This is a genomic window from Eubacterium sp. SB2, assembly GCF_001244405.1.
Lineage (GTDB): Bacteria > Bacillota > Clostridia > Lachnospirales > Lachnospiraceae > Faecalicatena > Faecalicatena contortus_B.
This window is the reverse complement of the sequence record NZ_LN865150.1, coordinates 1-25,840: the sequence shown is the minus strand read 5'-3', so window position 1 is coordinate 25,840 and position 25,840 is coordinate 1. Positions and strand designations below refer to the sequence as shown.

Sequence of the window (25,840 nt, the reverse complement as noted above, 5' to 3'; positions counted from 1 at the left end):
TCTTCTAATCAACAGGCATTTTCCACATATATTCTTCCACGAGAGCAAAAGGAGCCGGTCCTACAGACAGCACTGCCTCGTGGAATTCTTTCTGTGAAAAATGATTGCCTTTTTTCGCGGCCCATTCTTTTTTCAGTTCCAAAAATTCTACATAACCGATATAATATTTCAGATAATTTCCCGGCGAACCTATAATGAGTTCATAAATACGTTCTATTGTTTTCGCGTCTTTGATCCCATAATTTTTGAAAAAAGCCACCGTGTCAATCCTGCTCCACCCATCGTAGTGAATCCCCATATCCGCAAGTGCGTAGAGCCCGAGTACAATGGAGCTGTTTTTCTGCAGCAGTGTAGCCTGCTCTTTACTCAGTGAGGACAGGTAATAGCTGCACATTTCCGCATAAGTTGCCCATCCTTCCACGTATCCGCCAAAATTAAAAATACTTCTTAACGGGTCAGGATCTGTCCCTGCATAGTATACCGTCTGATACAAATGACCCGGATACCCTTCATGGGCAAGCGTGGTATAGAGTGTCAGGTTGTTGCTCATATGAGACTGGTTCACATAGATTACATTTTCCGCTGTATTATCAATGGCGGGAATCATGTAAAATGCGGGGCTCAGGTGTTCCTCCATAGCCTCAGGCACGTATTTGACCTGTGTCACCGTTTCCGGCGGCTCTGGGAATGCCCCGCCCGTCTTGCGCTCCAATTCGTTCAGTATGGTAACCGGATTACTCTCCTCCATGGCTGCCGTCTCTTTTGCCTGGTCTCCGGCTATATTAAGCACTTCCTCCATGGCCTCCAGGTCAGATATAATCTGTCTCCTGGTGAGATCCTCCAGCTCCGGAACCGTCTTTTCTGATCCTGTTGATTCAGCCACGATCTGTTCATAATAGGCCTTTCCGTCGGGAAGGTGGCAGAGCCCCTCCTCATTTTTTCCGGTGCCCTTTAAAGATTGTACGGCTGAAATCAGCTGATTATAAGCAGGCAGGACATAACTTTGGAGCATCTGGGCATTTCTTTTAATATAGCGGCTTTGAGCCTCAGACGATAGTCCAAGCTGTTTGATCCGCTCTACGAAGGTAGAAATTAAATAATTACTTTCGCCCATTTCCATAAAAGCTGTACACTGGGAAATCACCGTATCCGCTGCATAATCCGCCATAAACAGGCCTGCCGCCGATTTTTGCTTTTCAAATGCGATAAGTGACTCAAAATATTCCGGTGTTGACTGCATCAATTTTAAATATGTATCCACATCCTCCTCGTCGTAGAACTGATATTCTGATAAGAGGACCGGCAGCTGTGTCTGGATCCCGCTGACCAGGCCGAGAGGCTCATTGTACAGCAGATAATCCGTATTCTTTTCTGCCATATTCAGGTAATAATCCAGAACGTCATAGGTCAATTGATTTTCCACCGACAGGCTGTCATAGGAAAATCTGTCAAGTGCTGCACGAAGATTTTCCAGTGAGGCCGCCGCTTCATTCGAATCCGTAGTAAAACCGCCAAAAGTAACCGGTGCTTCCTTGATTCCATACTTTTCCGGCTCCTTCAGTGAATAATGCAGACTGATCGAATTGGAGGAAACCTCCTGGCAGAACACCTCTTTTGTAAATGACTGGAATGTTTTATTCTGGTTGGTATTTGTACTGACGCTGCACCCTGTAAACAAAAGGGCCGCTGTTGTGCTGACGGTAAGACACACGGCAAGAAGCCGTTTTCTGATATGTTTGGGAATTAGAGATGGCATAGGAACTCCCCCAAAGTCTTTGTTTCATATTATGAGTAAAAATCCCCTGTTATGCTAACGCCAGGCATTCCATCCTCTTTAATTCATACCCAATGCCCCCCGTAAGCTCAAGTCCTGACGGGTGGATTTGCAGCTGAGCTGCAAAATAAGGTATCGTTTCCCCCGGATAAGCATATAAATAAAGCAATGATATTACAGATTGCCGAGGGATGTTTATGCAGTTTTTTCTGTATATTACGGATTTCATAGTTCCGTTTATTATTCTGGCTATCGTTACTTACGGCATACTTATGAGAACCAATGTATACGACAACTTTATCAAAGGGGCAAAAAGCGGATTCTTCACCGTCATCAAAATTATGCCCACCCTCATCGGCCTCATGGTTGCAGTCGGAATCCTGCGCGCCTCCGGCTTCCTTGATTTTCTGTCCTCCTTAATCGGCCATTTTACCGCATACATAGGCTTCCCCGGAGAACTCGTCCCACTCACCATTGTAAAAATGTTCTCTTCCTCCGCTGCCACCGGTCTCCTGCTGGACATCTTCAAAGAATACGGCACTGATTCCCGGCTGGGGCTTATTGCCTCCATATCCATGGCCTGCACAGAGACAATTTTCTATACAATGAGCGTATATTTCATGACCGCAAAAATTAAAAAAACGCGTTATACACTCACCGGAGCGCTGCTGGCAACCTTAGCCGGACTTGCCGCAAGCGTCCTGATCGCAGGAATGATGTAAAGGGGTCTGACCCCTTTGCTCACCGTTTTCTGAATATTCTGCATTTTTGATAAAAACTCCCTTAAAAAACCTTGCCCCCTTTGCATTGGCATACGGTATGTGCTAAAATTGTGATAAGAATAAGCGGAGGTGTTTTTATGGCAAGCGTGACATTTAAGAACTTAAATAAGACATATCCTAACGGATTTATATCCGTAAAGAACGTATCTCTCCATATTAAAGATGGGGAATTCGTTGCCTTTCACGGCCCGAGCGGATGCGGAAAGTCCACCATTCTCCGCATGATTGGAGGCCTGGAGGATATTACCTCAGGAGAGATATACCTGGGAGATGATCTCCTCAATGACATACTTCCCAGAGACAGAAGCCTTGCAATGGCTTTTCAGAACTATGTACTGTATTCCTACTTTAATGTTTATGATAATATGGCACTTGGCCTAAGGCTCCGCAATCTTCCGCGCGGAGTGATTGATACCCGTGTGAAGACGGCAGCTGAATTTCTCGGCATCGCAGATAAGCTCGATAAAAAGATTAAGTCGATCAACGATGAAGCCAGACAGAAGGTTGCGCTTGGACGTGCTGTTGTCTGCCACCCCAAGGTTCTTCTTGTCGATGAAGATTTTGCAAGGCAGAATGAGCAGCGGAGGATGGAGATGATCGAAGATATTCAGAAGATCAATAAAGTGCTTGGAATTACTGTATTATACGTGACAAATGATTACGATGAAGCTATTACGATGGGAAACCGGGTAATATTCATGAAGGAAGGAAAGATCACCGAGATCAGAGAGCACATTGGCGGAAATTAAAAAAAGGGGGCAGCCCCCTTTTTTTATTCCTCCATAATTCCTCCTATACCTCTGTGCAGTATAGGTGTTGACAGCACGATCTGTGTCATCGTATCAGCACCCCGTTTCTGGATTTCATTAATAAACTTATCCAGTTTTTGTGTATTTTCAAAAAAGACAGATATCACTATGGAATATATTCCCGATACAAAAGCGCATTCTGTAACATTTGGACACCTGTAGATAAAAGAAAACAGACTCTCTCTGCCTTTTCTATCCGTTTGTATATTAATGATTGCTTTGATTGGATACCCCAGTTCGCTTTCTCCCTCGATAACAGTGTATCCCTTGATATACCCCATCTTCTCCATTCTGGATATCCGGGATGCTGTGGCCGGCGAAGAAAGGTATACCTGACTGGCCAGTTCTTTAATCGAAGTCCGCGCATTCTCCTGTAGTGCTTTCAGAAGCTGAATGTCAATTTTGTCTAATTCGTTCATCCTGTTTTCCTCATCCCAGCATCAAGTGTTTCTGCAAATACTTTTCTAATTCCTCTTTTGTCGGCAATATCTCATTATCGGTCTTGGAGGTAATAATAATAGCCCCCATTGCGTTTCCCCTGACAACCGCATCTTCCACCGGCATTCCCTCCAGAATACCACTGATAAAGCCGGATGCAAAAGCATCCCCCGCACCGACCGTATCTACTACATTGTCCACCTTAAAACCTTTCACATAACCGTTTCTTCCGGTGTTTTCCTGATAAAATGCTCCGGAGGCCCCTAACTTAACAACTACCGTTTTAGCCCCCAGTGACAAATAGAACCGGGCGATTTCCTTTTCATCCTTTGTACCAGCCAGCACTCTGCCTTCCTCGATCCCGGGTAATACAACATCACATTTGCCTGCAAGGTCGTTCAAAGTCCAAATCATTTCTTCCTCACTGTTCCAAAGCTTCCGTCTGATATTTGGGTCAAATACTACCTTCATGCCGCATTTTCTTGCTTTCTCCAACGCATAATAACACGCATCCAGACAACTTCCAGAGATAGCCGCCGTAATTCCACTGAGATGTAATACCCCTGCGCCTTCAAAGTCTACCTGATCTATATCCTTCCTGCTCACACAGGATGCCGCCGAATTCTTTCTATAATAAAAAACCTGCGGATCCCCCTGATGGACTTTAGACTTGATATAAGAACCTGTCAAATGGTCCCTGTCAAATATTACCCCGCTTGTATCAATGCCTTCTTTTTTAATAAAGTCAAAAATATAATCACCATATGGATCTGTGCCAAGCCTGGTTATGTATTTTACATTGTGTCCAAGCCTGGTGATTCCAACCGCAACGTTCAATTCCGCCCCGGCAAGGCCTTTAGTAAAGTCAGAAACATCTTTAAACTCCCCTGTCTCCTCAGAAATAAAGACAACCATTGCCTCACCAAATGTAATCACTTCCGCCAAATGTCTCACCTCGCTTTTCTTCAGACTACTTATTTTCAGCGATACCCCATGCTTCTTGAAATACTTTCCGCACATTTCTTCACATACACAGACATTGCTTCTATCCGCGCTTTTGGAAACATATCGATAAATCCCGTTGCGCTTACCGCGGCTATCACATTCCCTCTGTAGTCAAAAACCGGCGCCGCCACGCACCTGATTCCCGCCTCATTTTCCTGTTCATCTACGGCATAGCCCCTGGCACGTGTCCGATCCAGTTCGTCAAAAAAATTCTTCTGGTCCGTACAGGTATATTCTGTCATCATCGGAAGCCCTTTCACGGCCAGGATCTCCTCTACTTCTTCCCTGCTCATCCGGGATAGCATTGCTTTTCCAAGCCCTGTGCAATGAACATAGGCGCGTTTCCCTATCTGGGAATACATCCGTATATTATTAAATGAACTGATTTTATCCAGATAAACTACTTCATTTTCATCCAGACTTCCCAGATGCACGATGAGTCCCGTCTGGTTTCTAAGCTCTTCTAAAAAAGGAAGCGCCTCCGTTTTCAGCTGAAGACTGTTTAAGTAGAAGCTGCACAAATCCACCAGACGCATTCCCAGTCGATAATAATTATCTTTATTTTTTACCACATAACCTTTACTGGCCAAAGTCAAAAGAATACGGCTCACCGTACTTTTATTCAGTGCAAGCGCAGCCGACAATTCTTTGACCTGCATCCCATTCGGGCAGTTTCCCAACGCCTCCAGAATCTCAAATGCCCTATCAATTGATTGTACCGTTGCTGTTGACATAGTAACCCTTTCCAGATCTCTCAGTTTAATGTTTCCTGAAGAAGATGGACTGCAAAACCGCCCGCATCTTCTTTCAGGTAAGCAGCTAAGATATGACCTGCTTCATTTTTTTTGACAGACTCCGTTTGAATACCAAAACCCTTCCTTTGCAGATAGAATATTGCCCGCCCGATATCACAGGTTCCAACCGCTATATGCCCATTTTTCCCCTGTCCTGCGGTTTTTACAGCCTCAACATAATCTCCGGTGAAGCCGGAGGTCTGCCCCCAGAGAGTCTGTACATTCAGAATCTGCTCCAATGTTTTCGCTGCCTCCATCCCATAATTGATCCCCAGATGTGCAAACCGCAGCCCGAGCATTGCCGTTAAAGTCCGGTTAATATCGCTTTTCAAGCCTTCCAGGTCGCCTTTTCTCAGCTTTTCTTTTTTAATCAGCCAGCTGCCCCCGCATGCAGCCATTCTTGGAAATGCAAGGGACGAGGCTAAATTCTCATCATTGATTCCTCCGGTTGCCAAAAATTCCATTTTGCCAAAAGGGGCTGAGATTGCTTTGAGCATCGGGATCCCGCCCAACTGCATAAACGGAAATATCTTCACAACCTTAAGCCCCAGGTTCTGCGCCTGTCCCAGATCTGTTGGAGTCATACACCCCGGAAATACAGGAATTTCCTCCTCAAGGCAATATTCTATCATGCCGGGATTCATACCAGGCGCCAGTACAAACTGTGCTCCCGCTTTGATCGCCCGCTCCGCCATATCCGCATCCAGCACCGTCCCTGCTCCGACCAACATATCCGGATAGGTGCTTCTGAGAATACGGATTGCTTCCTCCGCCGCGCCGGACCGAAACGTAATCTCCACAATGGGCAGGCTGCAATCCGTCAGTGCTCTGCCAAGTACATACGCATCCTGCGGATCATCCAGCGTAACAAGAGGCATCACTCCGTACTCGCGGATTTTTTCTAATATCTTGTCCATAAAACAGCCTCCTGACTATTCTCTTCCTTCAAAGCAATAAGCATATGGTTTACTTGGTATGAACTCTCCCTGTCCCATTTCGCCCACAAATTGTGCATGTTCTACTACTTTTTTACCGCGCAGCAGTACGGTTTCCACCTGCCCGATCTGCTCTCTTCCTTCATAAATATTATAGTCTACGCCATTCGGGTTATCCGCAAGTTTTACAACACCTCTGTAGTCCGGATTGAAAATGACAATATCCGCATCTGACCCAACTGCTATGGTACCTTTTCTTGGATATATGCCATTAATCTTTGCAGGCATTTCCGAACATACCTCCACAAACTTCTGTCTGGAAATCCTGTTTTTAGCCACGCCATTTGTCCAGATCATATGAATGCGGTCGGCTGCCCCGGGAGCCCCGTTTGGTATATCCACAAAATTTTCCCTTCCCGTCTGCTTCATTTCTGCAAGGTCAATTCCACAGTGATCCGATACCACAGCGCTTAATACACCATCATATAACGCCTGCCACATGGCGTCAATATCACTCTCATCACGGAGCGCCGGCGAACATACGAATTGGGCGGCAATATTAAAGTCCGGATCTTTCAGGCGGTCCTTTGTCGTCGTAAGATACTGTGTACATGTCTTGCCATATACTCTCTGTTTTTTATATCTTGCCTCTGCAATGGCGTCTGACGCCCCCTTGCAGGAAACATGTACGATAAAAAGCGGTGCGTCTAACTGATCCGCTATGTAGATGGCTCTCTGGGCAGCCTCTGTCTCAACAAGCGGCGGGCGGGATACCGCATGGAATTCCGGCGTTACATTCCCGGCTTTTACACACTCCTTCTGCAGCATATCGATGATCTCTCCATTTTCCGCATGCACAAATACGGTTACCCCCACCTTTTTACTTTCCTGGAGTACCTTATATAAGGTATCGTCCCCTACGTGGAGCGGGGAACCGATATACGCCATAAACACCTTGATACTTGCAATGCCATAGTCCGGCAGCTGTTTTATCTCGTCAAACATAGCGTCCGTCACTTCGGTTACCAGAGAATGCAGGGCAAAATCAACGCATGTCTTACCCTTTGCCCTCGTGTTGATACGGTACTGTGCAGATTCAATCAGCCCGCAGCCCGGATCCTGGGGCGCGTAATCTATAATCGTAGTAGTCCCCCCTACGATAACTGCTTTCGTTGTCTCGTATCCTGCGGTATCCTTATCGCCCGAATTACAAAGTGCAGAAAAGTGGGTGTGCTGGTCGATTCCTCCCGGAAATACATATTTTCCCTCTGCATCAATCACCTCATCTGTCTCTTGCCCTATATTCTGTCCAACCGCAGCAATTTTTTCATCAATGATTAAAATATCGGCTTTTACCTCGTTTTCCGCTGTCAATACGGTTCCGTTCTTTATTAAAATACTCATATGTATGCCCCTTCCTTCTTATTTCTTTTTCATTCTCTGGATGGATGTTATGGTGACAGCCAGAAAAATGACAAGCCCTTTCGCAATGTCCTGGTTGTAATACTGAACGTTGCAGAGGGTCAGTCCATTTGTAAGAACTCCGATAATCATAGCACCCACAAAGGTTCCCGCAATATTAGGTTCCCCGCTCTTAAATGCCGTTCCCCCAACATAGACGGTGGCCAGCGCTTCCATCAGATAATTATCCCCCGCCGTAGGATGTGCGGTTCCAAGCTTAGACGCCAGGATCAATGCGGCCAGTCCTGCGCCGACACCGCTGACAACATAAGCCCAGATCAGATTCGCCTTTACATTTACACCTGACATCAGGGATGCCTCTTCATTACCGCCGATTGCATAAACATGTCTTCCAAACCTTGTAAAGTTAAGCAGTATAAAAATAATAACCAGAAATACAATCATAAAAAATATGGAAGTCGGTATTCCCTTAACAAACTTAGCGCCAAATATGCTGAACTCCGCCGGGAGCCCTGAGATCGGATGCCCTTTTGTATAGGACTGGTTAAAGCCTGAAATCAAAAATCCCAAGGATAAAGTCGCAATAAAATCAGGAATCCCAATTAATGCCACAGCAATACCGCTCAGGCTCCCCAGTATGGCCCCCGCTATCAAAGTCAGGATCGCTGCAGGCAGAACAGGAATCCCGAAGTCTACCATCAGCGCACCTGCAACAATTCCAAGAAAACTGGTCGTATAGCCTATCGTCAGGTCAATGCGGTTTGTAATCATAACAACCGTAAGGCCTCCGCCCAGTATGCTCAAGATTACAATCTGCCTCAGTACGGTCAAAAGATTGCCCACACTTAAAAATGTGCTTGGCCGTAATACCGAAAATGCGATGCACAGAAGCACCAAAAACATCAATGTCCCGTATTTCATCACAAATTCTGAAAAATGCACTTTCTTTTTCATTTGCACCTGTCCTGTCATATTAGCCTCCTATAGAATATTTCAGAATGGTCTCCGCATCCTGGAACTCTTCACTGCCCAATACTCCCGTAACCCGGCCCTCCCGCATGACTGCAACCCTGTCGCAGATTGACTGCAGTTCCGGTATTTCGGATGAAATAATAATGACAGATGCTCCCCGTTCTGAAATTTTCTCTATCAATGTATAAATCTCGCTTTTTGCCCCCACATCTATCCCTCTGGTCGGTTCATCAAATATAAAGATATCCACCGGCATGTCTACAAATTTCGCCAGGACAACCTTCTGCTGGTTCCCGCCGCTTAATGCACCGGCCGGGCTTTCAATGCCGGGGCAGGAGAGCTGTAACTCCTCCCGCAGTTTTTCCGCGCTTTCCACTTCTTTACTCTTATTCATAAATCCGGCTTTACTGAATCTTTTTAGCTTCGTAAGCGACGCATTCTGGCGGATAGACAGATTCATAACAAGTCCCTGTTTTCTTCTCTCTTCCGGGATTAAAACCAGCCCCGCAGCCATGGATTCACGGATATTTTTAAACCTGACCCTGTTTCCTTTATAGGTGACTTCACCGCTCTTCATGGGATCAATGCCAAGAACTGCGCGTATCATCTCTGTACGCCCAGAACCGACTAGTCCATAGAAGCCCAGAATTTCTCCTTTTTTCAAAGAAAAATGTACATCCGCCACCATTCTTTCGCATGACAGTCCCTCGACCTTCAGGATCTCTTCCCCGAACTCTTTTAGATTCTTTTTAATATCCAGACTTTCCGAGGATCTGTTGACCATCTCTTTAATCAGCTGGTCAACCGTGATATCCGCGGTCCGATGGGTTCCGATCGTCTGACCGTCGCGCAGTACCGTGATTTCGTCACAGATTTCAAAAATCTCCTCTAATTTATGGGATATGTAAATAATGGTTTTTCCAATGCTTCTCAAGTATTTCATGTACTCCAGAAACTCCTTGATTTCCTTAACGCCCAGCCTGGCGGTAGGTTCATCCATAATGATCACTTCTGCATCCAGCGACAGCACTTTTGCAATTACAAGCATTTGTTTGTCTGAAACACTCAGTTTACCGGCAGACGTTCTTGGATCCAGATGAATCTTGAGTTCTTTCAGAATCGTTTCTGCTTCTTCAAACATTTTGCTGCGTGATACCAGGCCCGGCCCTTTTACCTGCTCACGCCCCAGATAAATGTTTTCGGCTACGGTAAAATAATCTACTAATGCCAGTTCCTGAGGCACAATCGCAAGCTTATGATCCTGGGCCTCTATCACAGACCTTATGTTCATTTCTTTTCCGAACAGATAAACGGACCCCTGTTCTTTCTTAATAATTCCGCAAAGTATCTTCATTAAGGTGGATTTTCCCGCCCCATTCTCGCCAAGCAGGGCATGGATAGTCCCCTTTTTTATCTGCAGGTTTACGTCATGGAGTGCGCATATGCCATTGAAATATTTACTGATATTTCTCATTTCTACTGCCATTTCCTGCTCTGCCATATTTACTCCTTTCCGGCTTAAAACAGTTTTTGTATTTGAGTATTGGGCGCCTGCAAGCGCCCTTTACAATTCTTATTCGCTTTCTTTCAGATAGGACTCTGTCCTTTCAATCCATTCATCTACATTTTCCTCTGTGATCATAATAAATGGCATCTCATGGAACATCTTTACTTCCGCTCCGGAAGATAAATCAGCCACCGTCTGAATAACATCATCGGTCGTTGCCTCCAAGTCAGCTACGGATGTCGCAATAATATATTTTCCGTCTTTTATCATACGGAGCACATCAATTTCTCCGTCGGCTCCTACAATTTTGATATCCTTCTTGCCCAGCGCTTCGCATGCCTGTGCCGCCCCCAGTGCCTCCAGGTCAAAGGTACACCAGATTGTCTTAACGTCCGGATTCTGCTGCAGTGCGCTTTCCACGCCGTTATAAGCAAGTTCTGTCGTTCCCGGGTATCCCGTTGTTACGCGGTTTACCAGTTTAATGTTGGCATATTCCTTCAGCATTGCTTCCTGGACATTTACTCTTGCCCGGATAGCAGGATGATCATTATGCCCGGTTGCTATAATTTCACCCTCATACCCCATCTCTCCTGCAAGCATCATATACATTGCGGATGCCAGGGCAAAATCGTTTTTTGCAAAGTAAGCAGAAATCCCCGGAATATATCCTGATTCTACGCTGATTACGTATACACCCTTTTCAGATGCCTCTTTTACCGCATTGGTCAGCCCTTCTGTATCGCCGTTCAAAACAACAATCACATTGCATCCCTGCTGAACCAGATTCTCAATATCCGTGGACTGCTGGGTTGCCGTGCCGTTCGCATTGGTCGCAACGTATTCATAACCGGCTGCCTCTGCCTTATTCTGCATCATTTCAAATACCTGGCGGTTATTAATCGCATCCAGCGCATTGATACTGATACCGACCTTAACATCGCCGGAATCCAATACCTTAGCCGGCTCTCCGGACTCTTCTTTTGTCTCCTCTGTCTGTTCAGCTTTAGGTTCAGGCTGTTTTTCATCTTTGCTTCCCCCGGAACATCCTGCAAGAAGTGCGGAACATACGATTACACAACTAAGTACAAATGCTAACAATCTTTTCTTTCTCATACATATTTCCTCCTATTTACCACATATCATCGGTTTTCCTGGCATCCATGTTACCGTTTCAAGATCATAACCTGCATATTCTTTTTTCTCAGGATAACTCCAAGTATTTGCTTTGCTGGTGCCAAGCCCCATTTCCACAAATGCTTCTGCAAACTTTACGGCCGGCATAACCCCGTCGAGCACCGGAACCCCCAATTCCTTCTTTATCTTTTCTACAAAATCAACAAACCCTGCACATCCAAGAAGAATACACTCCGCCTTGTCCTCACTCACTGCAAGTCTGCTTTGATGCAGAAGCGCATCCAGCCCTCTTTGCGGGCTTTCTCCAAATTCCAGAACACTGAGTCCCGTGGAGCGGATGGATCTGCAGAATTTTTCTGCTCCATAATTGACAACCACATCTTCCGTCACCTTGATTGAACGGTCCAGAACAGATACAATTGAAAAATACGGTGCAATTACTTTGGCAGCGGCGATGGCGGACTCTGCAATTCCTAAGACCGGTTTGTCCGTGATTTCCCTTGCTGCCTGTAGGCCGGGATCTCCAAAGCAGGCAATGACATACGCATCGGCCCCTTCCTGCTCCCCTTTCTGGACTTCCCGCAATACTCCGGGAATCGCCAGATATTCGTCTACATAACACTCGATACTGTTTACACCGACAGTTGGGTTGACCGCATATATTTCAGTATCTTTTCGCGCATACTTTTCTGCACAGCTTTGAATGCTCTGTGTCATAGCCACTGTCGTATTTGGATTGATCAGTTTTATTTTCATACTGCCTCCCCCTCATCACTGCCGGTCAATCATTCGAATCGCATCCAACAGTATATTACTTCCTTTTATGATATCTTCCGGTCTGCTTTCTTCCCTTATATTATGGCTGATTCCGCCGATACTCGGGATAAAAATCATTGCTGAAGGTGTGAATAATGCCATGTTTATCCCATCATGACCAGCACCACTTGGCATATGGCAGAAGTTTGTTTTTCTTCCAAGACAGCACTTTTGAAAGACTTCCATTAATTCTCCATCCATATTTGTCGCTTCCTGCCACAGAAAATTTTCAATTGTAATATCTTCACTCTGAAACTCTGATTTAAATTTATGGATGGCTTTTTTGATATCCTGCGTATCCATACATCTTAGTTCAATCATAAATTCCGTTAATCCGGGGATTACATTGACTGCGCCGGGTTCCACCCGGATTTTCCCTATGGTGCATGTCATATCGGAGTTTATATCCCGTGCGATATCCATCATTCCCGTGATCATGGGAGCTGCTTTTACCAGAGCATCATCGCGCAGATTCATGGGAGTACTGCCGGCATGATTGGTTTTACCTGCAACAGTCACCCTATACCTTGCAATTCCTACAATGCCCTGCACAATCCCAAAGGGGATCTGCTCTTGTTCCAGCCGTCCACCCTGTTCAATATGTAATTCCAGATAGCATCTGTAATCTTCCGGATTCCGCCTGGCATTCAGGATATCCGTTTCCGTAATATTGTACCTGACTGCCCTTTGCAGCGAATCTGGTTCCTGGGGCTGTCCGGTAAAGGCTTTACTTCCAAATGTGCCGCCAACCACATTCCCCTCTTCCTCGGTAAATGCAATCACTTCTATGCTGTGTCTGCTGCGGTATCCGGCTGATTTTAATGCCCTTACTGCTTCAATCCCTGCCAGAACTCCCAGGGCGCCGTCATAGATTCCGCCTCCCGGTACTGTATCAATATGGGAGCCTATGGATATGATTTTGTCGGTTTCCCCTTTCAGCACACCGGTAAGATTACCGACTTCATCAACCCTTGCTGCCATCCCGCTACTTTCCATCAGCTGCTTCACATAATTCCGCCCCTGGTTAAATGTTTCGGAATATGCCATTCGGCTCGTTCCAACACCCTCTTTATATCCTATATTTCCAAGTTCTGTAAGCTCCTTGAGGAGCCTGTCACCATTAATATCCATTCAGGTTACCTCCTGGCTGTTAAAGAGTTTTTACAAATTCTTCGATTAAATCCATGCCTCTTTCAATCGTTTCCAGGGAAGTTGCATAAGACAGCCTGATATATCCTTCTCCTCCTTCACCAAAAGCAGTTCCCGGAACTACCACCACCTGTTTTTCTTCTAGAAGCCTGTCTGCAAACTCTTCTGATGTCAAAGGAAGATTCCTGATATTCACAAATGCATAAAAGGTACCCTTTGGCGCGCTGCAGGACATGCCGGGAATTGCATTCAGCCTTGTCACCATCACATTGCGCCTTTCCTTATACTTTTCCACCATATATTCCTTGTAATCCTGCGGGCCGGTCAAAGCTTCCAGGGCCGCATACTGGCTGGGCATAGCTGCGCATGCCGCCACATTTTCCTGCAGTTTCGTGATATTGCTTATCACCTCTTCCGGCCCTGCGGCATATCCCACTCTCCACCCTGTCATGGCATACCCTTTTGAAAAACTGTTAATCACAATGGTACGTTCTTTCATTCCTTCCACGGAAGCAATGGAGGGAGCTTTGGTTCCATCATAAACAATGGTTTTGTATACCTCATCCGAGATCACCGCAAGCCCGTGCTTTTTGGCTGCCTGTGCAATTGCTTCCAGACTCTGCATATCAAGCACTCCTCCGGTCGGATTGGAAGGGGAATTTAATATGACCGCTTTGGTCTTCTCCGTAATCGCCTTCTCCAGATCATTTACATCCAGCATAAAGTGATTCTCTTCTCTGCATATGACGAATACAGGAACTCCATCACACATCTTTACCTGCTGTACATAATTCGTCCAGTAAGGCTCACATATAATGACTTCATCCCCCGGATTGATGAGTACTTTCAGTGAAAGATATAAAGCCCCCATGGCCCCTACTGTTACCGTAATCTCACGATCCGCATCATAGTTCTGCCCAGTCTCTTTATTTAGGGCTTCACCAATCGCTTTTCTAAGCGGAAGCAGCCCTGCATTCGCGGAATATTTTGTATATCCCTGCCGGATGGCCCGGCATCCTGCTTCTACAACATTTTCGGAAGCTGTAAAATCCGGCTCCCCCAATGTAAAACTAATTACATTATCATACAGCAATGCTTTATTAAACATCTTCCGTATGGAGGATGGTTTTATACCTTGCGTATTTCTGGATATTTCCATATGATTCCTCCTTTGTCCCGCATTGTGAAACACCATCTCATTTTTAGGTAATAAGTGTAAAATGCAGGACTTGCATTTCATATAATGAATCGCGATTTCATTTTTTAACATTCTAGCATTGCAATTGTGCATATTCAACATTTATTATCTGTTTTATTTCGTTTTAATTATATTTTTATACTAATTTTTATCATTCACCAAATTTTATTAGTGAATTTTTACCATTATTTATACTATTTAAGACTTTTAATATGTTTATCTTGACGAACTTTTTTTATTTCTTCTTATTTTAGCTTGCGTTTTTTAAGTTTTATAAAAGAGAGAGCCTGAAATATTTACTAAACAGCCTTATCTTCGTAAAAACGGACAAAAAAAAGGGCCATACCCTTTTTTCTTTTTCCTCAGCTATTCTATTTTCCCCAATAAATCTGCATATGAAAAGGCGCATTACATAAAATGTAATACGCCCTAACATAGTTCAATCCAAGTCTGATGCTGTATATTCCGGAACTCCTGTCATGCTCTGCATGGATGCCTGATCCGATGTCTCTTCAAGATGCCTTAACTGATGTCTGTACCTGATGTCTGTCCTGCTGTCTTACCCGATGTCTGTCCAAAATGTCCTGTCCGGAGATCTTAAAAGAAAAAGGGCCGCCTCTAAATGCGACGCCTTTGTCTGCCTGGTTTTCTTGAACTTGTAATTTATTCTATACTTTCCTTTCCAAATCGTCAATGTTACAATTTTCTAAAATTCAGGTGGAAATTTTTAATCTCTCTGTCTATGTTGACTAATTCTTAACAATATGATTATTTCTGACGTTCCAAATAATTGTAAATCTCCCGTTTCTGAACTCCACGGTCTTTTGCTACCGTCTTCATAGCCTCTTTTTTTGCCATTCCCCGGGAAGTATAATATTCCATATGTGCCTCAATGCTCATCTCTTCCCATTTTTCCTGTTCTTCACGGACAGCCTCACTGCGGCTGCGGCCCTCAACCACAAGCACACATTCCCCCTTTGGCTCATGCTCCCCATAATACAAAGCAGCCTCCTCAAGGGTCGTAGTAAATGCAGTCTCATACTTTTTCGTCAGCTCTCTGCAGACGGTAATCCGTCTGTTCCCCAGACGCTCCAGAAGAAGCTTCAGCGTCTTCACAAGCCTGTGCGGCGCCTCATACAAAATAATCGTCCGAAACTCTCCCTCCAGTTCTTCCAGCACCCACTCCCTCTCCTTCTTGTCCGTGGGAAGAAAAGCTTCAAAAGCAAACCTCCTGGTGGACAGACCGGATATTGTCAGCGCCGTAATGCAAGCCGACGCACCCGGAAGAGAGGTCACTGTTATCCCTGCTTCGCAGCACATCCGGACAAGTTCCTCTCCCGGATCTGAGATCCCGGGTGTTCCCGCATCTGTAATCAGCGCAATATTCTGGCCGTCCAGCAGCTTTTCCACAAGTTTTCGGCCCTTCTCAAACTTATTATATTCATGGTAGCTAGTCATAGGAGTCCGGATCTCAAAATGATTCAGCAGTCTGATACTATTGCGTGTATCTTCCGCCGCGATCAGATCCGCCTCCTTCAGAGTCCGGATCACCCGAAACGTCATATCCTCAAGATTTCCGATCGGGGTAGCGCATAAGTATAATATTCCTGACATAACTCCTCCTTATCAGCCACAGATATCCCACCCGCTGTCTATTGGTAACCGTTCGGGCAAGTCTGAACGGTTACATCTATTTGTACATAATAACAGGAGGTTCGATTTTTACCCTGGACTTTCCGCCCTTGATTCCTTCAATCAGAACCATCGTCGGCTCTTTATCCACATACGGGTGGATAAACTGGATACGCTTCGGTTCGATCTTATACTGATTCATCTTGATAATAATCTCTGCAAGACGAAACGGTTTGTGAATCATATAAAATCTACCTTTGCTCTCCTGCAGCAGCTTCCCGCTCTCCCGCAGTATATCATCCAGCGTACAGAGCACCTCATGCCTGGCAATGGCTTTGGCATCCCCGGGATTTTGAAGTCCGTGCTCCGCCAGCATATACGGCGGGTTTGTCACGATAACATCAAAAAAGGCAGGCCGAAATATCTCCGCTGCCTCTTTGATATCTCCTGTTACAATATCAATCCGGTCTCCCAGCCGGTTGTGCTCCACACTTCGCACCGCCATATCTGCGCTTTCCGCCTGTATCTCCAGCCCCGTAAAATGCTTTCCCTGCGTCTTTGCCGCCAGGAGAATGGGCAGGATACCCGTCCCAGTCCCCAAATCCAGAACCGTCTCCTCTTTTTTTACTCTTACAAAATCGGAGAGCAGAACGGCATCGATCCCAAAACAGAACCTCTCCGGATTCTGAATAATCTCATATCCGTCCAGCTGGAGATCATCCAGCCTCTCTCCCGGTCTTAACTTAGTTGTCATCTAACTTCGATGCTCCTTCACCTTTTTCCAGCGCGGCCAGCTTCTTCATCTCTTCCTTGGACACCTTTGCCTTTTTACGCCGCGGCCTGAACTTCAGTTCCTCCGCTCTGTATTCCCGTATCTCTTTTTCATCGTTTTCCAGCACCACTATAACCTTTACAAGCTTCCGCAGTACGCTCAGTGAATGAACCGTTCCTGAAAGCCCCTCCGGCGTTGTAACGGTATCTCCCAAAGTAGGAAGCTGGCTGTTCAGCTCCTCGTATGTCTCTTCCTCGTTGGTCAGGCAGCACATCAAACGGCCGCAAACGCCCGATATCTTCGTCGGATTCAGGGACAGATTCTGCTCCTTCGCCATCTTGATAGAAACTGCAGCAAATTCAGATAAATAAGTATTGCAACACAAAGGTCTCCCGCATATGCCGATTCCTCCGCGGATCTTTGTCTCATCCCTCACACCGATTTGACGGAGTTCGATCCTGGTTCTGAATACTGCTGCCAGATCCTTTACCAGCTCCCTGAAATCGATCCTGCCATCCGCCGTAAAATAAAACAGCACTTTATTATTGTCAAATGTATATTCAGCATCAATCAGTTTCATATCCAGGCCGTGCTTGCGGATCTTCTCCAGACAGATCTTAAAGGCATCTTTTTCCTTCTCACGGTTCTTCTCCTCTACTTTGCGGTCCTGCTCAGTAGCCACACGGATCACCGACTTCAGCGGCTGCACAACTTCCTCGTCCTTCACCTCTTTTGGTCCGCTTACAACACGCCCGTATTCTACGCCTCTCGCTGTCTCAACAATTACATTGTCACCCTGTGTGATATCAAACTTCCCCGGTGCAAAGAAGTATATCTTTCCTGCGGTGCGGAATCTCACACCTATTACTTTCGTCATCCCGTTAATTCTCCTTTATTGTCAATAAAAGCAATTCCATAGTCAATTCAAAGTTTACATTCGCCTTTAGGCGGGACTTTGCCTTTTCCAGTGCATCCAGAATAATCTCGATTCCCTCATAAGAACTCTTGCTCGCCCGTTCTTTAATATACTTCAGCTGATCCGAAAATACAACCCTGTCCACATTTCTGGTTGCCTTATAAATAAGCACATCCCTGTACCATACTGCGATCACATCCATGTAATCCGTGATCTCCAGCTTATAAGACATGCATCTCTTCACTGCCTCGATCAGTTCATTCAAATCCAAATCATTGATATTTCTCAGCAAATGAACCGCTTCTTCCTTAATCTCGTTAAAATGTTCCGAAGTGGCCAGCATAATGGCCTTTCCCATATTGCCCTGAGCAAACGCCACACAGACATCCGCTTTATAATCCGGCACCTGCATCTGTTCCATCAAATACTTTTTCACAAGCTGGTCCTTAATATTCCGCAGCTTGAGCATCACACATCTGGACCTGATTGTGGGAAGCAGCGTCTCCGCATTCTCCGTAAGCAGCATAATAACCGCATATTCCGGCGGCTCTTCAATCGTCTTAAGAATCGCGTTCTGGGCCTGTACGCTCATCATATCCGCATCTGCTATAATATAAATCTTATATCTGCTGCTGTATGGTTTGATCACAATATCATTATTTACCTGTTCACGGATATCGTCGATGCTGATCGTATTGGGTTTCTCATGCGTAACCTTAATGATATCCGGCTGATTCTGATTCAGCGCCTGTTTGCAGGACTGGCATTTGCCGCAGGCATCTCCGTCTTCCTCCCGGTTCCGGCACTGCAGGCTCATCGCAAATAAATTAGCAAGCAGCTTCTTGCCTGCCCCTTTTTCCCCATTCATTATATATGCATGTGAGACCTTGTCCGTCTTCACTGCATTGCCTATATATTGTATAATATTTTTGTGTCCGACTACATCCTTAAAACCGCTCATTACATCACCTGCTGCCTCTCCGTATTCCTTTGTAAGTTACCATCTGGTTACTGTACTTGTTCAAAGTATGAACAGTTACGTTTATTGTACAATAGGTTTCTTACAAAGTTGTGAACTACTCATTAAGTATATCATAAATATTCATGAAGATATAGCCCATAAATACGGGATTTCTTCGAGAATTTATCACTGGTTACTGTTCACACCCTATGGGTGTGCACAGTAACGGCATCTGCCCATTTAAAGTCGCCTACGGCGAAGGGCAGATGCCCCGAGACCATCACTTCATCGGCTCCGATGCCGTGCAGCGAGGTGCACGGCACGGTCTGAACAGTAACTATCACTGCCCTATCACAGTCAATTAATTTATTATCGAATTATTTTTTAAGAAACAACTTTCAGCACAGTGAGTCCGTAAAACACTTTTCAATGTCCTTAAAACGCCCCAAAATCAAAAAAATAAAGGGAAAGGTGATTTCCCTCCGCCTGACTGCTGTTTTGTCCCAAATAGGGCATGAAATGTTTTTTGAATCATCACTCTTTTTTCTATTTTTCACTCATAATTTATCCCCGATCCGGACATCCTATACTGAGGTGAGAATATGGCATCTTATATAGCACCGGAACTCCGGGACAAGTTTGAATCATTACCGATCAACTTGAAAGACTGTATACTCGAAAGAAATGTCCAATTAAAGAACATTCACGACCTGATTCGTGTACTCGAGGATATAGTAGCAGAGGGAGAAGCAGAGTAATCTGTTTCTCCCTCTTTGTATAAATAAACTATCCCTCATCCATCTCTCTCTCCAGATACATCTGTATTTCCTGAATACATTCTTCCATATTATTATTTTGAAACCGCCTTATAATTCCTGCATTTTCCAGGTTTTCTTCTGAAAAATCTTCCTGGTCTGCCAGAAACCGTCTGCACATCTCGGAATACTTAGGCTCACTTTGCTGCCGCTCTCTCATAAGCGCCCTTGAGAGCCTTTCCCCGTCCTCCACTTCTATATAAACAGGTACCAGCCTGTCCTTCCCAAAATACAGGCGCATTTCCTCATAAGACTGCAGCGTCCCAATGACAATATAGTCATATTTTTCCAGATCTATCTGCCCGTCGTCTGCCGTAAAATACTTCCATACGCCGCATTTTGTATGATAGGCTCTCATCTCAATGACAGCCCCCTGCTTCTCCAGACTTTCCAGCTTTGCCTCATCAGTGAAATAATACTCCACCCCATCCGTTTCCCCTGCCCGGATCGGCCTTGTCGTATATAGAATAATCGTTCTGAACTGAGGCAGTATCTCCTTCAATTTTTTAAAAATAGTATCTTTTCCGGAGGAACTTTTTCCCATAATGTAACATATCTTACCCATTGATCAACACCTCAATTTTTCCTTCTTCTTTCAAACCTTCCACAGAAAATCCCAGATTCCGGTATTTTTCAAGTAAAGCGGCTGCTTCTTCAGAAATCTCTTCCCCGGGAACAATTAACGGAATCCCAGGAGGATAAATATAAGCATATTCTGATGAAACTCTACCAACAGATTTTCCCCATTCCAGGCTTTGGGTTCTACGGCCGCTTCCTCTTCCCACAGCTTCTTTTGTCTCTGCACTCGTATATATCTGCCTAAGCGGAGGAAGTGCAAAATCTGCAGACACCCCTTTTTCAGCTGACAGGCCCGCGTCAATTTCCAGCAGCGCATCTGTGAGGCGCTTCATGCCCTCTTTTGTGTCTCCCATCGAAGTCATGGCAATCACATAAGACCCGGCCGCCATCTCCAGCTGCAGATGGTATCGCTCCAAAAGAGTCATATAGAGCTGCCGTCCCGTTATACCAGTCCCTTTTACTGAAATCACTATCTTAGATTTATCATATACTTCTGTTTCAAGTAGTTTCATACAATTTAATTTTCGCATCAATTCACGTGACTGCTTTAATAACACTGCATATTTATCAAGATACGTATGCCCTTCATAGGACATCATCTCAACGCATACATCTATACCTGCCATCAGTACATAGGAAGGACTGCTCGTCTGCAGCATATGCAGATACTGCGTGATCTCCCCACTGATATCCAGATTTTCTTTTAAATTCTTATTTTCATTGATATGGATTAAGGCTGTCTGTGTCAGTGCAGGAAGAGTTTTATGAAGGCTGTGTATAACCACATCGGCCCCAAGGGACACTGAATTTTTCGGAAAATATGGATGAAACCCCAGATGGGCTCCATGAGCCTCATCGACAATCAAAGGAATCCCCTTCCTGTGAACCACAGCCGCAATAGATTTTATATCCGATACAACTCCGTCATATGTTGGAGACGTAATTACCACCGCCTTGATATCCTCATACTTATCCAAGGCATTTTCTACATCCTCTGATTTAACAGGTCCGTTTAATTCCATATCTGCATAAAATTGCGGGTAAATATATACTGGTCTTAGTTCATGCATTAAAACTGCATGGTAAACTGATTTGTGGCAGTTTCTTGCCATTAAGATTCTGTTCCCTTTTGCCGTACACCCCATTACAGCGCTCAAGATCCCTGTTGTACTGCCATTAATCAGGTAATGTGTCTCTAAAGAATGGTACAATGCAGCAGCACGCTCTTCTGCCTCCTTTAGAATACCTCTTGCATGGTGCAGATCATCAAATCCTTCTATCTCTGTAATATCGATTGAATACGGCAGATCACAACCTGTCAGGATTCCTTTCCGCTTGTGCCCCGGCATATGAAATCCATAATAATCAGAACGGCTGTATTCCCGCAATTTTTTATATAAATTGTCCATTCATACTCCTATACTCCGGCTAACGCCGTAAATTCCATTTCTACGTCTAATTTTTCCGTCCAATAACCCTCTTATATGGTACCATAAAATAAGGGATAACCACAATCTTTTTAGCTGTCTTGGGAGAATGAAACCAATGCGCGCCCGCAGATTGTGGATAATTACAATTTGCATAAAAATTAAAATACCGCAAACCCTCTGTATTTTAAGGATTTGCGGCATTTTTTTGTAATGAGCGTGCGGGGATTCGAACCCCGGACAACTTGATTAAAAGTCAAGTGCTCTACCACCTGAGCTACACGCCCCTATTAAGTTGTCTTTCTTTTTGGCAAAGAAAATGCCCAGAGCCGGAATCGAACCAGCGACACGAGGATTTTCAGTCCTCTGCTCTACCAACTGAGCTATCTGGGCATTAGACTTAAAAAGTCTGAGTTGCGGGGGCAGGATTTGAACCTACGACCTTCGGGTTATGAGCCCGACGAGCTTCCAGACTGCTCCACCCCGCGCTATTAAATTTTTCTTATCTCTAATGAGATAAAGCCGATGATCGGACTCGAACCGATAACCTGCTGATTACAAATCAGCTGCTCTGCCAATTGAGCCACATCGGCATAATTACATCCTCTCAGAGCAACTGATTTGTAATCAGAACTCTGCCTGCGATTGACATAGTCAATCTTAATGAATTGAGCCACATCAGCACTCACCTTACGGCTTATGAGAATTACTTCTCAAGTGGATGGAGAAGGATTCGAACCTTCGAAGGCGTCGCCAACAGATTTACAGTCTGCCCCCTTTGGCCACTCGGGAATCCATCCATTCTTGTTAAGTGGGACCTATAGGGCTCGAACCTATGACCCTCTGCTTGTAAGGCAGATGCTCTCCCAGCTGAGCTAAGATCCCACAAAATTAATGCTATTTACCAAATTAAAAGCCTATACGGTAAATAAGCAACGACCCAGAAGAGACTCGAACTCTCGACCTCCGCCGTGACAGGGCGGCGCTCTAACCAACTGAGCCACTGGGCCATATGAAGATATGTATCTTCAAAACTGCATACAAAGAATTAAATACATCCATTTCCTATCACCTTGCTTGGTTATGCCCTCGACCTATTAGTAACAGTCAGCTCCATATGTTGCCATACTTCCACCTCTGTCCTATCTACCTCGTCGTCTTCAAGGGGTCTTACTAACTTGACGTTATGGGATATCTCATCTTGAGGGGGGCTTCACGCTTAGATGCCTTCAGCGTTTATCCCTTCCCGGCTTGGCTACTCTGCTATGCTCTTGGCAGAACAACAGATACACCAGCGGCCAGTCCAACCCGGTCCTCTCGTACTAAGGTCAGCTCCTCTCAAATATCCTACGCCCACGCCGGATAGGGACCGAACTGTCTCACGACGTTCTGAACCCAGCTCGCGTACCGCTTTAATGGGCGAACAGCCCAACCCTTGGGACCTACTTCAGCCCCAGGATGCGATGAGCCGACATCGAGGTGCCAAACCACTCCGTCGATGTGAACTCTTGGGAGTGATAAGCCTGTTATCCCCAGGGTAGCTTTTATCCGTTGAGCGATGGCAATCCCACTTTATACCACCGGATCACTAAGTCCTACTTTCGTACCTGCTCCACCCGTCGGTGTCGCAGTCAAGCCTTCTTATGCCTTTGCACTCTGCGAATGGTTTCCAACCATTCTGAGAAGACCTTTGAGCGCCTCCGATACCCTTTCGGAGGCGACCGCCCCAGTCAAACTCCCCACCTGACATTGTCCCCCAGCCGGATCACGGCTGATGGTTAGAAACCCAATACTGCAAGGGTGGTATCCCAACAGCGGCTCCCTTACAACTGGCGTCATAAGTTCTTAGCCTCCCACCTATCCTGTACATGCAATACCGAATCCCAGTATCAAGCTGGAGTAAAGCTCCATGGGGTCTTTCCGTCCTGGCGCAGGTAACCAGCATCTTCACTGGTACTTCAATTTCACCGGGTGCATTGTTGAGACAGTGCCCAAATCATTACGCCTTTCGTGCGGGTCGGAACTTACCCGACAAGGAATTTCGCTACCTTAGGACCGTTATAGTTACGGCCGCCGTTTACTGGGGCTTAAGTTCAAAGCTTCGCTTGCGCTAACCTCTCCCCTTAACCTTCCAGCACCGGGCAGGCGTCAGCCCATATACCTCACCTTTCGGTTTTGCATAGACCTGTGTTTTTGCTAAACAGTTGCTTGGGCCAATTCTCTGCGGCCTCTCGCGAGGCACCCCTTCTCCCGAAGTTACGGGGTCATTTTGCCGAGTTCCTTAACAATGCTTCTCCCGTCGGCCTTAGGATTCTCTCCTCATCCACCTGTGTCGGTTTACGGTACGGGTTTTAACTGAACAATAGCGGCTTTTCTTGGCAGCTAGCTCACGCACTTCGCTACTTTAGTTCGCTCCGCATCACGTCTTCGGATTGTATACCGGATTTGCCTGATATACTCCTACCCCGCTTGCACCGGATTTTCCACTCCCGGCTTGCGCTTTCTCTCTGCGTCCCCACAGTTCTGTCAGTTAAAAGTACAGGAATTTCAACCTGTTGTCCATCGACTACGTCTTTCGACCTCGCCTTAGGCCCCGACTTACCCAGAGCAGATCAGCTTTACTCTGGAAACCTTAGATATTCGGCCGGAAGGATTCCCACCTTCCTCTCGCTACTCATTCCGGCATTCTCTCTTCTTAACACTCCACTGCTCCTTACGGTACAGCTTCGTCGCAGTTAAGAATGCTCCTCTACCAATTAACATTCGTTAATTCCTAAGCTTCGGTAGTGTGTTTCAGCCCCGGACATTTTCGGCGCAGGACCTCTCGACTAGTGAGCTATTACGCACTCTTTCAATGGATGGCTGCTTCTGAGCCAACATCCTAGTTGTCTTCGAAATCCCACATCCTTTTCCACTTAACACACATTTTGGGACCTTAGCTGTAGGTCTGGGCTCTTTCCCTTTTGACCATCCAACTTATCTCGGACAGTCTGACTCCCATACATCATCTACACGGCATTCGGAGTTTGATATTCTTTGGTAAGCTTTGACGCCCCCTAGGAAATTCAGTGCTCTACCTCCGCAAGACTTGAGTATGAGGCTAGCCCTAAAGCTATTTCGAGGAGAACCAGCTATCTCCGGGTTCGATTGGAATTTCTCCCCTATCCACACCTCATCCCCACCCTTTTCAACGGATGTGGGTTCGGTCCTCCATTGCCTTTTACGGCAACTTCAACCTGGACATGGATAGATCACCCGGTTTCGGGTCTACTCCGACTGACTATGATCGCCCTATTCAGACTTGGTTTCCCTTCGGCTCCGGGCCTTTGGCCCTTAACCTCGCCAGCCAGCGTAACTCGCCGGACCGTTCTACAAAAAGTACGCGGTTGCACCTATATAGTGCTCCCACAGTTTGTAAACATATGGTTTCAGGTTCTCTTTCACTCCCCTCCCGGGGTCCTTTTCACCTTTCCTTCACAGTACTATGCGCTATCGGTCACTAAGGAGTATTTAGCCTTACGGGGTGGTCCCCGCATATTCCCACAAGGTTTCTCGTGTCTCGTGGTACTCTGGATACCGCCATGTCATGTTGGATTTTGCTTACGGGGCTTTCACCCTCTCTGGCCAGCTTTCCCAAAACTGTTCTGCTATCTTCCATGAATCAATTATGCGGTCCGAACCCCAGGGTGCACGCACCCTGGTTTGGGCTCTTCCGGTTTCGCTCGCCGCTACTTCCGGAATCACATGTTGTTTTCTCTTCCTCCGGCTACTTAGATGTTTCAGTTCACCGGGTTCCCTTCCTTAACTTATGGATTGGGTTAAGGATACTGGAGGTCTGCTCCAGTGGGTTTCCCCATTCAGAAATCTCCGGATCGATGGGTATTTGCCCCTCCCCGAAGCTTATCGCAGCTTATCACGTCTTTCATCGGCTCTTAGTGCCAAGGCATCCACCATACGCTCTTATTAGCATAACCAACTTGCCTTCTCTCACGGGTTGGAGTTC

The 25,840-nt window shown here is 45.8% G+C and carries 21 protein-coding genes, 7 tRNA genes and 1 rRNA gene; 3 read left to right on the top strand and 26 right to left on the bottom strand.

Going from position 1 to position 25,840, the window contains the following annotated elements; genetic code table 11:
- Positions 1 to 4 precede the first annotated feature (4 nt).
- A complete protein-coding gene (locus tag BN1938_RS03460) occupies positions 5 to 1,756 on the bottom strand; it encodes a DUF885 domain-containing protein (protein ID WP_050639263.1) in 1,752 nt (583 codons plus the stop codon).
- A gap of 215 nt (positions 1,757 to 1,971) precedes the next feature.
- Between BN1938_RS03460 and BN1938_RS03455 the strand changes: the two genes are divergently transcribed.
- Both BN1938_RS03455 and BN1938_RS03450 read left to right on the top strand, forming a co-directional pair.
- The gene (locus BN1938_RS03455) at positions 1,972 to 2,496 is read left to right on the top strand and encodes a nucleoside recognition domain-containing protein (protein ID WP_050639262.1); all 525 of its coding nucleotides are present in this window, start codon (positions 1,972 to 1,974) and stop codon (positions 2,494 to 2,496) included.
- A 137-nt stretch (positions 2,497 to 2,633) separates the two neighbouring features.
- Positions 2,634 to 3,305 (top strand): ABC transporter ATP-binding protein, encoded by a 672-nt coding sequence (locus BN1938_RS03450; protein ID WP_050639261.1) that lies wholly within the window; start codon positions 2,634 to 2,636, stop codon positions 3,303 to 3,305.
- A 23-nt stretch (positions 3,306 to 3,328) separates the two neighbouring features.
- On the opposite strand, the gene BN1938_RS03445 is transcribed toward BN1938_RS03450, so the two are convergent.
- The 15 genes from BN1938_RS03445 to BN1938_RS03375 form a co-directional block, all read right to left on the bottom strand.
- The gene (locus BN1938_RS03445; RefSeq protein WP_050639260.1) at positions 3,329 to 3,784 is read right to left on the bottom strand and encodes an Lrp/AsnC family transcriptional regulator; all 456 of its coding nucleotides are present in this window, start codon (positions 3,782 to 3,784) and stop codon (positions 3,329 to 3,331) included.
- Positions 3,785 to 3,794: 10 nt separating this feature from the next.
- Positions 3,795 to 4,739 (bottom strand): sugar kinase, encoded by a 945-nt coding sequence (locus BN1938_RS03440; protein WP_242843804.1) that lies wholly within the window; start codon positions 4,737 to 4,739, stop codon positions 3,795 to 3,797.
- Between the two features lie 44 nt (positions 4,740 to 4,783).
- Positions 4,784 to 5,542 carry an IclR family transcriptional regulator gene (locus tag BN1938_RS03435; protein ID WP_050639258.1) on the bottom strand — a complete coding sequence of 253 codons (759 nt, stop codon included), beginning with the start codon at positions 5,540 to 5,542 and terminating at the stop codon, positions 4,784 to 4,786.
- 20 nt (positions 5,543 to 5,562) lie between these two features.
- Positions 5,563 to 6,519: a bifunctional 4-hydroxy-2-oxoglutarate aldolase/2-dehydro-3-deoxy-phosphogluconate aldolase gene (locus BN1938_RS03430; protein ID WP_050639257.1), complete on the bottom strand. Its 957-nt coding sequence runs from the start codon at positions 6,517 to 6,519 to the stop codon at positions 5,563 to 5,565.
- A 15-nt stretch (positions 6,520 to 6,534) separates the two neighbouring features.
- On the bottom strand, positions 6,535 to 7,941 hold the full coding sequence (hydA, locus tag BN1938_RS03425; protein WP_050639256.1) for a dihydropyrimidinase: 1,407 nt from the start codon (positions 7,939 to 7,941) through the stop codon (positions 6,535 to 6,537).
- An 18-nt stretch (positions 7,942 to 7,959) separates the two neighbouring features.
- Entirely contained in the window at positions 7,960 to 8,931 is a 972-nt protein-coding gene (locus BN1938_RS03420; protein ID WP_025653924.1) for an ABC transporter permease, read from the bottom strand.
- Position 8,932: 1 nt separating this feature from the next.
- Complete coding sequence (locus tag BN1938_RS03415) at positions 8,933 to 10,432, bottom strand: sugar ABC transporter ATP-binding protein (RefSeq protein WP_050639255.1); 1,500 nt, start codon at positions 10,430 to 10,432, stop codon at positions 8,933 to 8,935.
- A 72-nt stretch (positions 10,433 to 10,504) separates the two neighbouring features.
- Positions 10,505 to 11,551: a sugar ABC transporter substrate-binding protein gene (locus BN1938_RS03410; protein WP_050639254.1), complete on the bottom strand. Its 1,047-nt coding sequence runs from the start codon at positions 11,549 to 11,551 to the stop codon at positions 10,505 to 10,507.
- Positions 11,552 to 11,563: 12 nt separating this feature from the next.
- Positions 11,564 to 12,328, bottom strand: coding sequence for an aspartate/glutamate racemase family protein (locus BN1938_RS03405; protein ID WP_050639253.1), 765 nt, complete (start codon positions 12,326 to 12,328; stop codon positions 11,564 to 11,566).
- Between the two features lie 15 nt (positions 12,329 to 12,343).
- Positions 12,344 to 13,519 carry a M20 family metallo-hydrolase gene (locus BN1938_RS03400; protein WP_050639252.1) on the bottom strand — a complete coding sequence of 392 codons (1,176 nt, stop codon included), beginning with the start codon at positions 13,517 to 13,519 and terminating at the stop codon, positions 12,344 to 12,346.
- A gap of 19 nt (positions 13,520 to 13,538) precedes the next feature.
- Positions 13,539 to 14,696 carry a pyridoxal phosphate-dependent aminotransferase gene (locus BN1938_RS03395; protein WP_050639251.1) on the bottom strand — a complete coding sequence of 386 codons (1,158 nt, stop codon included), beginning with the start codon at positions 14,694 to 14,696 and terminating at the stop codon, positions 13,539 to 13,541.
- 807 nt (positions 14,697 to 15,503) lie between these two features.
- A complete protein-coding gene (gene rsmI, locus BN1938_RS03390; RefSeq protein WP_050639250.1) occupies positions 15,504 to 16,349 on the bottom strand; it encodes a 16S rRNA (cytidine(1402)-2'-O)-methyltransferase in 846 nt (281 codons plus the stop codon).
- A gap of 76 nt (positions 16,350 to 16,425) precedes the next feature.
- Positions 16,426 to 17,121, bottom strand: coding sequence for a tRNA1(Val) (adenine(37)-N6)-methyltransferase (locus tag BN1938_RS03385; RefSeq protein ID WP_050639249.1), 696 nt, complete (start codon positions 17,119 to 17,121; stop codon positions 16,426 to 16,428).
- Positions 17,111 to 18,016: a PSP1 domain-containing protein gene (locus BN1938_RS03380; RefSeq protein ID WP_050639248.1), complete on the bottom strand. Its 906-nt coding sequence runs from the start codon at positions 18,014 to 18,016 to the stop codon at positions 17,111 to 17,113. Before BN1938_RS03380 ends, BN1938_RS03385 begins: the two co-directional genes overlap by 11 nt.
- Before the next feature lie 4 nt (positions 18,017 to 18,020).
- A complete protein-coding gene (locus tag BN1938_RS03375) occupies positions 18,021 to 19,016 on the bottom strand; it encodes a DNA polymerase III subunit (RefSeq protein WP_050639247.1) in 996 nt (331 codons plus the stop codon).
- Between the two features lie 602 nt (positions 19,017 to 19,618).
- On the opposite strand from BN1938_RS03375, the gene BN1938_RS23620 reads away from it, so the two are divergent.
- Positions 19,619 to 19,774, top strand: coding sequence for a hypothetical protein (locus BN1938_RS23620; protein ID WP_025653901.1), 156 nt, complete (start codon positions 19,619 to 19,621; stop codon positions 19,772 to 19,774).
- Positions 19,775 to 19,802: 28 nt separating this feature from the next.
- Here BN1938_RS23620 and BN1938_RS03365 read toward each other — a convergent pair whose 3' ends face one another.
- The 10 genes from BN1938_RS03365 to BN1938_RS03320 all read right to left on the bottom strand — a co-directional run bounded on the left by BN1938_RS03365 (position 19,803) and on the right by BN1938_RS03320 (position 25,811).
- Positions 19,803 to 20,396, bottom strand: a complete 594-nt coding sequence (locus BN1938_RS03365; RefSeq protein WP_050639246.1) for a nucleoside/nucleotide kinase family protein — start codon at positions 20,394 to 20,396, stop codon at positions 19,803 to 19,805.
- The gene (locus BN1938_RS03360) at positions 20,389 to 21,819 is read right to left on the bottom strand and encodes an aminotransferase class I/II-fold pyridoxal phosphate-dependent enzyme (protein WP_050639245.1); all 1,431 of its coding nucleotides are present in this window, start codon (positions 21,817 to 21,819) and stop codon (positions 20,389 to 20,391) included. The genes BN1938_RS03365 and BN1938_RS03360 overlap by 8 nt, the downstream gene beginning before the upstream one ends.
- Positions 21,820 to 22,051: 232 nt before the next feature.
- Positions 22,052 to 22,124 (bottom strand) — tRNA-Lys (locus tag BN1938_RS03355).
- A 33-nt stretch (positions 22,125 to 22,157) separates the two neighbouring features.
- Positions 22,158 to 22,230, bottom strand: a tRNA-Phe gene (locus tag BN1938_RS03350).
- A gap of 21 nt (positions 22,231 to 22,251) precedes the next feature.
- Positions 22,252 to 22,325, bottom strand: a tRNA-Met gene (locus BN1938_RS03345).
- 32 nt (positions 22,326 to 22,357) lie between these two features.
- Positions 22,358 to 22,430 (bottom strand) — tRNA-Thr (locus tag BN1938_RS03340).
- 125 nt (positions 22,431 to 22,555) lie between these two features.
- Positions 22,556 to 22,637 (bottom strand) — tRNA-Tyr (locus BN1938_RS03335).
- Between the two features lie 12 nt (positions 22,638 to 22,649).
- A tRNA-Val gene (locus BN1938_RS03330) sits at positions 22,650 to 22,722 on the bottom strand.
- Between the two features lie 51 nt (positions 22,723 to 22,773).
- Positions 22,774 to 22,847: transfer RNA gene (locus BN1938_RS03325), tRNA-Asp, on the bottom strand.
- 67 nt (positions 22,848 to 22,914) lie between these two features.
- Positions 22,915 to 25,811, bottom strand: a 23S ribosomal RNA gene (locus tag BN1938_RS03320).
- Positions 25,812 to 25,840: the final 29 nt, after the last annotated feature.

Excerpts from the sequence above, each read along its gene's own strand:
- BN1938_RS03460 (WP_050639263.1), bottom strand. The coding sequence starts at position 1,756 with ATGCCATCTCTAATTCCCAAACATATCAGAAAACGGCTTCTTGCCGTG.
- BN1938_RS03455 (WP_050639262.1), top strand. The coding sequence starts at position 1,972 with ATGCAGTTTTTTCTGTATATTACGGATTTCATAGTTCCGTTTATTATT.
- BN1938_RS03450 (WP_050639261.1), top strand. The coding sequence starts at position 2,634 with ATGGCAAGCGTGACATTTAAGAACTTAAATAAGACATATCCTAACGGA.
- BN1938_RS03445 (WP_050639260.1), bottom strand. The coding sequence starts at position 3,784 with ATGAACGAATTAGACAAAATTGACATTCAGCTTCTGAAAGCACTACAG.
- BN1938_RS03435 (WP_050639258.1), bottom strand. The coding sequence starts at position 5,542 with ATGTCAACAGCAACGGTACAATCAATTGATAGGGCATTTGAGATTCTG.
- BN1938_RS03430 (WP_050639257.1), bottom strand. The coding sequence starts at position 6,519 with ATGGACAAGATATTAGAAAAAATCCGCGAGTACGGAGTGATGCCTCTT.
- hydA (WP_050639256.1), bottom strand. The coding sequence starts at position 7,941 with ATGAGTATTTTAATAAAGAACGGAACCGTATTGACAGCGGAAAACGAG.
- BN1938_RS03420 (WP_025653924.1), bottom strand. The coding sequence starts at position 8,931 with ATGACAGGACAGGTGCAAATGAAAAAGAAAGTGCATTTTTCAGAATTT.
- BN1938_RS03415 (WP_050639255.1), bottom strand. The coding sequence starts at position 10,432 with ATGGCAGAGCAGGAAATGGCAGTAGAAATGAGAAATATCAGTAAATAT.
- BN1938_RS03410 (WP_050639254.1), bottom strand. The coding sequence starts at position 11,551 with ATGAGAAAGAAAAGATTGTTAGCATTTGTACTTAGTTGTGTAATCGTA.
- BN1938_RS03405 (WP_050639253.1), bottom strand. The coding sequence starts at position 12,328 with ATGAAAATAAAACTGATCAATCCAAATACGACAGTGGCTATGACACAG.
- BN1938_RS03400 (WP_050639252.1), bottom strand. The coding sequence starts at position 13,519 with ATGGATATTAATGGTGACAGGCTCCTCAAGGAGCTTACAGAACTTGGA.
- BN1938_RS03395 (WP_050639251.1), bottom strand. The coding sequence starts at position 14,696 with ATGGAAATATCCAGAAATACGCAAGGTATAAAACCATCCTCCATACGG.
- rsmI (WP_050639250.1), bottom strand. The coding sequence starts at position 16,349 with ATGTCAGGAATATTATACTTATGCGCTACCCCGATCGGAAATCTTGAG.
- BN1938_RS03385 (WP_050639249.1), bottom strand. The coding sequence starts at position 17,121 with ATGACAACTAAGTTAAGACCGGGAGAGAGGCTGGATGATCTCCAGCTG.
- BN1938_RS03380 (WP_050639248.1), bottom strand. The coding sequence starts at position 18,016 with ATGACGAAAGTAATAGGTGTGAGATTCCGCACCGCAGGAAAGATATAC.
- BN1938_RS03375 (WP_050639247.1), bottom strand. The coding sequence starts at position 19,016 with ATGAGCGGTTTTAAGGATGTAGTCGGACACAAAAATATTATACAATAT.
- BN1938_RS23620 (WP_025653901.1), top strand. The coding sequence starts at position 19,619 with ATGGCATCTTATATAGCACCGGAACTCCGGGACAAGTTTGAATCATTA.
- BN1938_RS03365 (WP_050639246.1), bottom strand. The coding sequence starts at position 20,396 with ATGGGTAAGATATGTTACATTATGGGAAAAAGTTCCTCCGGAAAAGAT.
- BN1938_RS03360 (WP_050639245.1), bottom strand. The coding sequence starts at position 21,819 with ATGGACAATTTATATAAAAAATTGCGGGAATACAGCCGTTCTGATTAT.